The sequence below is a fragment of the Marinobacterium sedimentorum genome (assembly GCF_024267675.1).
Taxonomy (GTDB): domain Bacteria; phylum Pseudomonadota; class Gammaproteobacteria; order Pseudomonadales; family Balneatricaceae; genus Marinobacterium_A; species Marinobacterium_A sedimentorum.
The window spans coordinates 1-6,684 of record NZ_JALDYX010000068.1; the positions used below are offsets into that span (position 1 = coordinate 1).

A 6,684-nucleotide genomic window follows, 5' to 3' on the forward strand; every position below is an offset into this window, starting at 1 on the left:
GAAGCTTTTGGAACTATGGCAAGGTCCTCCAGGGCACCAGCCATTCGTCGCGGGACGTTCGTCGCGAGGCGCGTCTCCTACCGGTTAAATCTGGCTCTGTAGCTTGACCGTAAGGCTAAATCGCGGCAACGGCCAGGCGCTGAAAATCCCTGATAGCTTGTAGACTCTGTCGCAACTGGCTGCAATCCGCCGCACTCAACTGCTCCTGATCGACCCAGGCATCCGGCGCCCGGCCGGCCGCCACCGCCGCCAGCTGCGCCTGCAACAGCAGCGCCTGCAGATGGTTCAGCGCCTCGACCAGTTGCTCGGCCTGCGCCGAATCCAGTATGCCGACCTCCACCAGCGCCCAGAGCCGCGAACGGGTATCCACCGCAGCCAGGCCATGCCGCAGCGCCAGCAACCGGGCCGCACCCTGCAGCACCAGCAACCCCTGCGCCTTGAGGTTCAGCGCGCGGGCATGGGGCGCATCCCTGCCATCGCCGTGCAGCCGGTCAAAACGATCCAGCGCCACCGGTGTTTCATCCAGCAACGCAGCCATTTCGTGCAGAAAGAGCCCGGCCCGGGGCATCAGCGCCAGCGCTTGCGTGCGCAGGCCGCTCGCCAGCGCGGCATCACCGTACACAGGCGCAAAATCCAGCAGTATATTCGACAGCTGCACCAGCTTGACCACCCGACGGCCCGTCCAGAGCTGCAGCTGCTGCTGCCACTCGTGGCTGCGCTTGCGCCAGGAGGGCCAGCGCGCCATCACATTGCCGTTGCACAGCGGGATACCGTAATCATGCAGGCGGGCCGTAAAGCGCTCGCCAAGGGACTGAAACCAGGTATCGATGGCCGTATGACGTGCGTCCGGGTAATCCTCGATGATCATGGCGTTGTCCTGATCCGGCCCCAGCAGGCTTTCATGCCGCCCCCCTGAGCCCAGGCTCAGCACGCAGAAACCGCAGGGCGGTGCGCCCCAGCCCTGCTGCGCCATCTCCGCCAGTGCATCCACTATGGCGCGTCTGTAGAGCCAGTCGTTGTGATCGCTGAGCAGCTGACTGATACGCCAGGGGGGCAGATCAAGTTGCAGCAGTGCCTGGGCGAGGCGCGGCTGCCAGGCCTTGGTCTGCTGCGGCGCAGGATCCGTACCCAGCGCAGCAAACGCCTGCTGCAGCGGCAGCAGCATCCCGGGCCAGGTCCGGCTGTCGGGCCAGGCATCGGCCGCGAAGAGTTCGCGCCAGGATGACGCATTCGGATTAACGGGCATGCCAAGCACTCCGGCGGCCAAAGTACCCTGAGTATAAGCCGCCAGGGGCAGGGCTCACCTCCGCATAGGCACTTCTATGAATATAACCATAAAGCCTATTCCAGCACCGGGGCCGCAGCCGGACTCTCGGCTATAACTACTACTGCTATCCAAATTCCTCTCCATCAACCCCAAGCAGCCTGTCAGACTTACCACTGATCTACTGCGGAAAAGCCCGACAAGCTGCCAACCAAGGAGCACTATCATGGCCGTTAGAATTGGCGACGAGGCCCCGGACTTCACAGCCGACACCACCGAGGGCAGGCTTCAGTTTCACCCCTGGATTGGGGACGGCTGGGCCATTCTGTTTTCCCACCCCAAGGACTTTACCCCTGTATGCACCACCGAACTTGGCTACATGGCCAAACTCAAGCCCGAGTTCGAGCGGCGCAACTGCAAGATCATAGGGCTGAGCATCGACCCCGTCAGCGATCACCACGCCTGGATGGGCGATATAGAAGAAACCCAGGGTCATGCCGTGAACTACCCCATGATTGGCGATCCTGATCTGCATATTGCCAAGCTGTACGACATGATTCATCCCAATGCCAGCGGCGACAAGGCACGCACCGCGGCCGACAACGCCACTATCCGCTCGGTGTTTCTGATCGGGCCCGACAAGAAGGTCAAGGCCATGCTCACCTATCCCATGAGCACCGGCCGCAATTTCGACGAAGTGCTGCGCCTGCTCGACTCCTGCCAGCTCACCGCAAAACACAAGGTCGCCACGCCGGTGAACTGGAAACAGGGCGAAGACGTGATCATAGTGCCGGCCGTGTCCGATGCCGACGCCAAAGCCAAATTCCCCGATGGCTGGAAAGCGCCCAAGCCCTACCTGCGCATAGTGCCGCAACCCAAGTAGCAGCTTGATTCGAAAAAGGTGCAGGCCGACGGTATCTGCACCCTCGGACCTGTTCCAACACATCTTTTGCCCATTCTCTGCCCCGTTCAGATGCAGCAGCGGTTGCCCGCAGCCAGCCAATGTGATTGTATTCATGCTTGCTGAAGAGAATTCGTACCCGAAGAAATCGGGATACAACGCAGGGCAAAACGTTCAGGTACAGGCCCCGAACACCAGCTTGCACTTCGCCATTGCCCGATCGCGGATCGCTTACCATTAGAGAAACATGATGGATCAACACGTTAGTCTCTGCCTAGGCGGCGATCTCGCCAACTTGCACAGTCTTGGCTGGATCGCCACGGATATACATCGACTGATAGAGTTCTCCGACCTGCTGCAGTCCGGTGAGCAGGAACCGCTGGAACGCTACTTCGGCCCCCAAGCCCGCCCGGCCAACCGTTATAAAAACTTCACCGCCAAACGCCATCGCCCACTTAACGATATCAGCCTGCAGGATGATGGCAGCCTGGCTCTGAATATTCCCAACCTCAGCCTGGCCGGCGCCATTATCATGCCGCTGGTACAGACTGCCGTGGCCAGGTTGTTGCAAAAGACCGATACCCTGGCGGACTTTCGCCTCACGCCGGCAGATTCCGGCCTCAAGCGCGTCATGCAGGCATTTGAGCGCGGGGATTTCGGCAGCGGCAGCGAAGGCCTTCACACCCTGGCCTTCGTGCTGGCGGAATTGAATTACAAGGCGGACTTTCTCGCCAGCAACGCCGCTATCGTCGAACACTCCGTGGATCGCTACGCAACGCGCATTGCCCGCACCATTCGCAAGCACAGCATCTAGACGACTGATATGCAGGGAGGAGCCCGCTTCGCCCGGAGACCGGGCTCCTACAGCTTCACCAGGCTATTTTTCCGACTTTCCGAGGTTTTTTTCCCGTAGTTTTTCGTTCACGGTTTTCGGAATTCTCCTCACCGGCTCCATATCCGGATCTTTCGGTTTGCGTTCCCCCTGTGTAAGCCGTCGGACTTTTCTGATCTCGCGTTCTGCTTCAATCTCCTCGATGCGCTTGCGCTTGTCGTAATCCTTGATTTCCTGCAAGCCGGTTTCCAAAGTATCCTTGCGCTCGGCGCCTTGCTTTCCCGTAACGGCCGGCACTTCTGCTGCATCCTGCCCGGCCCCGGGCTGGCCTGACCCAGACGCTGCTGCAGGCGACCTGTCTGCCGCGTTACAGACCTGCTCACCGTTGGGTCCCTCCTCGCATTCCGCTGATAACGCCTCATCAGGAACGTCGACTGCCGGCATCGACACCACCGAAATTTTCGAAAGGTTCACCTGCTCAGCCTGAATCCCCTTGGGGGGGACATCGCTGAAGTGCAGCACACCCCTGTCGTCCCGCCAGCGGTACACGGAGTCTGCCAGTGCGGCCGAACCCACAGTTATCAACAGCGGCCAGATACACCATCGCCAGAAAGTCATCGCCCTGCTCCTGCTGTCTGAAGAACCGCGACAAAGAAAGGCAGTGCGCTGCTAGCGCCGCACTCCCGTTCACTGCCGCCTGAAGCATTCGACCGGCACCCGGGCACGGGGTTGCATCCGGCGCCGCCAAAGCACCGGGCAAAGAGGAAAACGGGGTTAGAAACGAGAGAACATCCTGCTAAGGCGTAACGCCCAGTACCTGCATCAGGCGCTCGCGCATCACCTGCGCATCCACCTCGACACCTGTCCAGTAACGAATCGCAATTCGCCCCTGGTTCACCAGCATGCCCAGGCCATCCAGCACGGTGCAGCCACGGGCCTCGGCGGCCCTTATCAGCGCGGTACGCGGCGGGTTGGGAATGGCATCGGCCACCACCATGGAGGCGGCCAGGGAATCCAGATCAATATCCGGGCAGGCATCCACATTCGGATAGAGCCCGATACTGGTGGCATTCACCAGCAGATCGGTGCCCTTGGGCACCACAAAGGTGCGATTCCAGGGTACAAAGTCTGCGCTGGCCTGCGTCTTGTCATTTACCAGCTGCGCCAGCTCCTGCCCGCGCCCGGGGTCTCGATTCACCACCCTAAGATGCGCTACACCGGCCAGCGCCAGCTCCACCGCCACGGCCCGCGCGGCCCCGCCGGCACCCAGCAGCACCACCGTCTTGCCCTGCAGATCCAGCACTGATGCCAGCGACTCGACAAAGCCGCGGCCATCGGTATTCTCGCCCTCGTAACAATCACCGCGGCGCACCACAGTGTTCACCGCACCGATGATGCGCGCCGACTCGCCCAGGCCATCCAGATGCTCGATCACCGCCACCTTGTGCGGAATCGAGCAGTTAAAACCGACCCAGCCCATGGCCCTGGCACCGCGCACCGCCGCGCCCAGGTCCTCTGGCGCCACCTCGCAATTGATATAGCGCCAGTCCAGCCCATGGTGACGGTACGCCGCCTCAACCATCGCCACCGTTGGATTCTCGGCCGACGGCTGTGAGAAAGACCCGGTCAGCTCACTGAGAAAATTGGCACTCATAACAGGCTCCCCTATCCGATAAACGACCGCCAGCAAAAGTCAGCCGGCAAAAGACCGCCGATACCGGGCGGGCACAGCAACACCCGGCCAAGCCCGGCCAAACCAAATACCGGCAAAAAACGCTACTGTCATCCTAGCAATCGCACCGCCGCTGCCAATTTCAATTGTTGCAGGGCATTGGCAGGATACCCGTTAGAAGGCGGTTCCCCTCAGATGCAGGGCCCGCCAGCTACACTGACAATAGAGTGATGATCGGGCGCAACGACCGGTCTTTGTTGGGTGCAATCAGGGCCCGCCAGCGCAGCCTGTGCAGGCCGGTAGAAGGCCGCAAAACAGTTCTCATGCGCCCGCCGCGCCCCGGGGCCGCAACCCAATGCCACCGGCAGAGTATCGCCGTGCTGGCGGCACCAAGGAGCCTCTAAAATGACTGATCCCCTTTTGCAAGCTCAGATTGATGGTGCCACGGCGTACGAAGCCTTGTTCGTACCGGCACTGTTCCAGCCCTGGGCGCCCAGAGTGGCGACGGCGGCGAAAATTCAGCCCGGCCAGCGGGTACTCGACATCGCCTGCGGAACCGGCGTTTTGGCCCGGGAAGTCGCCTTGCGGGTTGGCTCCCAGGGCTATGTGGCGGGCCTTGACCCCGATCCCGGCATGCTGACGGTGGCCCGGCGGCTGGCACCCGATATCGACTGGCAGGCGGGCACGGCCGAGTCGCTGCCCTTCCCCGACCAGTCCTTCGATGTGGTGGTCAGCCAGTTTGGCCTGATGTTCTTTACCGACCGGCAGCAGGCGTTACGCGAAATGCTGCGGGTTCTGGTACCCGGCGGCCGGTTGGCCATCGCCGTCTGGGACAGCCTCGACAACACCCCGGCCTATGCCGCCGAAGTGGCAATGCTGGAGCGCATCGCCGGCCCCCAGGCGGCCAACGCCCTGCGGGCGCCCTTTGTCCTGGGCGACACAGGAGTACTGACAGGCCTGTTTGATCACCTCGGCTACCAGGGCCTAACCCTGAGCACAGAGTCGGACCTGGCCCGATTCCCGTCGGTGCGCGCCATGGTGGAAGCGGATATCAGGGGCTGGCTGCCCATTATGGGTGTCATCTTGCCCGAGGCACAGATAGCGCAGCTGCTGGGCGAAGCCGAACAGGTCTTTGCGCCCTATACCGGCGAGGATGGAGCCGTCACCTTTGACTCACCGGCCCACATCGTTACCGCCACCAGGCCTTAACAGGCTGTTGAAAAACTACCTGCGACGACAACAACCTGCAAACCTCACCGGAGGATTAATGGATATCAGAAATGCGACCCCTGAAGACGCCCGTGACCTGGCGCTGCTGATCAACCTGGCCGGGGAAGGCATGCCCGCCTACCTGTGGCAGGACATGACACAGGGCTCAGAGACACCGCTGGACGCCGGCGCCAGACGCGCCGCACGCACTGAAGGCGGATTCAGCTACACCCATGCCAGGGTCTGTAGCGATGCTGGCCGCGTACTGGGGATGCTGCTGTCGTACCGGCTACCGGACCCCTGCGAGATCGGCGATATCGCCCAATACCCGGAGCTGATCCAGCCCCTGGTCACGCTTGAAGCCCAGGTACCCGGAAGCTGGTACATCAATGCCATTGCCACCCACGAAAACTGTCGCGGCCAGGGAGTCGCACGCCGCCTGATGGCCGATGCCGCCCACCAGGCCCGGGAAAACCATTGCACGCTGATGAGCCTGATCGTGGCCTCCGAAAACCACGCCGCGATCCAGCTCTATGCCTCCATCGGATTCAGCAGCATCCACACCCTGCCCGTCGTGCCCTACCCCGGCGGCCTGCACGGTGGCGAATGGGTGCTGATGACCAAAACCGTCGACGTGGCCGAAGGTTTAGGCTTAACGCCATGAAGATGGGACTTGTCACTGCGGCTTCGGGGTAGGCAGGGATTTGAACCCTGCCCCACCGCCACTCTAACTATGCAATTTTAATTGAGTCGTAACTATTCAGCTGGTTTGATTTAAAACGTTCTGGTTATTATCAGCTGCTACC

Annotated in this window: 7 protein-coding genes; 4 read left to right on the plus strand and 3 right to left on the minus strand. The window is 61.5% G+C overall.

What is annotated here, in order from left to right:
- Positions 1-115: 115 nt before the first annotated feature.
- The gene (locus MRS74_RS23350) at positions 116-1,246 is read right to left on the minus strand and encodes a DUF294 nucleotidyltransferase-like domain-containing protein (protein WP_254582689.1); all 1,131 of its coding nucleotides are present in this window, start codon (positions 1,244-1,246) and stop codon (positions 116-118) included.
- A gap of 244 nt (positions 1,247-1,490) precedes the next feature.
- Here MRS74_RS23350 and MRS74_RS23355 point away from each other — a divergent pair, with 244 nt between their 5' ends.
- A complete protein-coding gene (locus tag MRS74_RS23355) occupies positions 1,491-2,147 on the plus strand; it encodes a peroxiredoxin (RefSeq protein ID WP_254582690.1) in 657 nt (218 codons plus the stop codon).
- Positions 2,148-2,415: 268 nt separating this feature from the next.
- Entirely contained in the window at positions 2,416-2,979 is a 564-nt protein-coding gene (locus MRS74_RS23360) for a hypothetical protein (RefSeq protein WP_254582691.1), read from the plus strand.
- Positions 2,980-3,042: 63 nt separating this feature from the next.
- Here the strand turns inward: MRS74_RS23360 and MRS74_RS23365 are convergent, their stop codons facing one another.
- Together MRS74_RS23365 and aroE are read right to left on the minus strand one after the other, a co-directional pair.
- On the minus strand, positions 3,043-3,615 hold the full coding sequence (locus MRS74_RS23365; RefSeq protein WP_254582692.1) for a DUF4124 domain-containing protein: 573 nt from the start codon (positions 3,613-3,615) through the stop codon (positions 3,043-3,045).
- 178 nt (positions 3,616-3,793) lie between these two features.
- Complete coding sequence (aroE, locus tag MRS74_RS23370; protein WP_254582693.1) at positions 3,794-4,651, minus strand: shikimate dehydrogenase; 858 nt, start codon at positions 4,649-4,651, stop codon at positions 3,794-3,796.
- A 423-nt stretch (positions 4,652-5,074) separates the two neighbouring features.
- Here aroE and MRS74_RS23375 point away from each other — a divergent pair, with 423 nt between their 5' ends.
- Positions 5,075-5,878 carry a methyltransferase domain-containing protein gene (locus tag MRS74_RS23375; protein ID WP_254582694.1) on the plus strand — a complete coding sequence of 268 codons (804 nt, stop codon included), beginning with the start codon at positions 5,075-5,077 and terminating at the stop codon, positions 5,876-5,878.
- Positions 5,879-5,936: 58 nt separating this feature from the next.
- Entirely contained in the window at positions 5,937-6,542 is a 606-nt protein-coding gene (locus MRS74_RS23380; protein ID WP_254582695.1) for a GNAT family N-acetyltransferase, read from the plus strand.
- Positions 6,543-6,684: the final 142 nt, after the last annotated feature.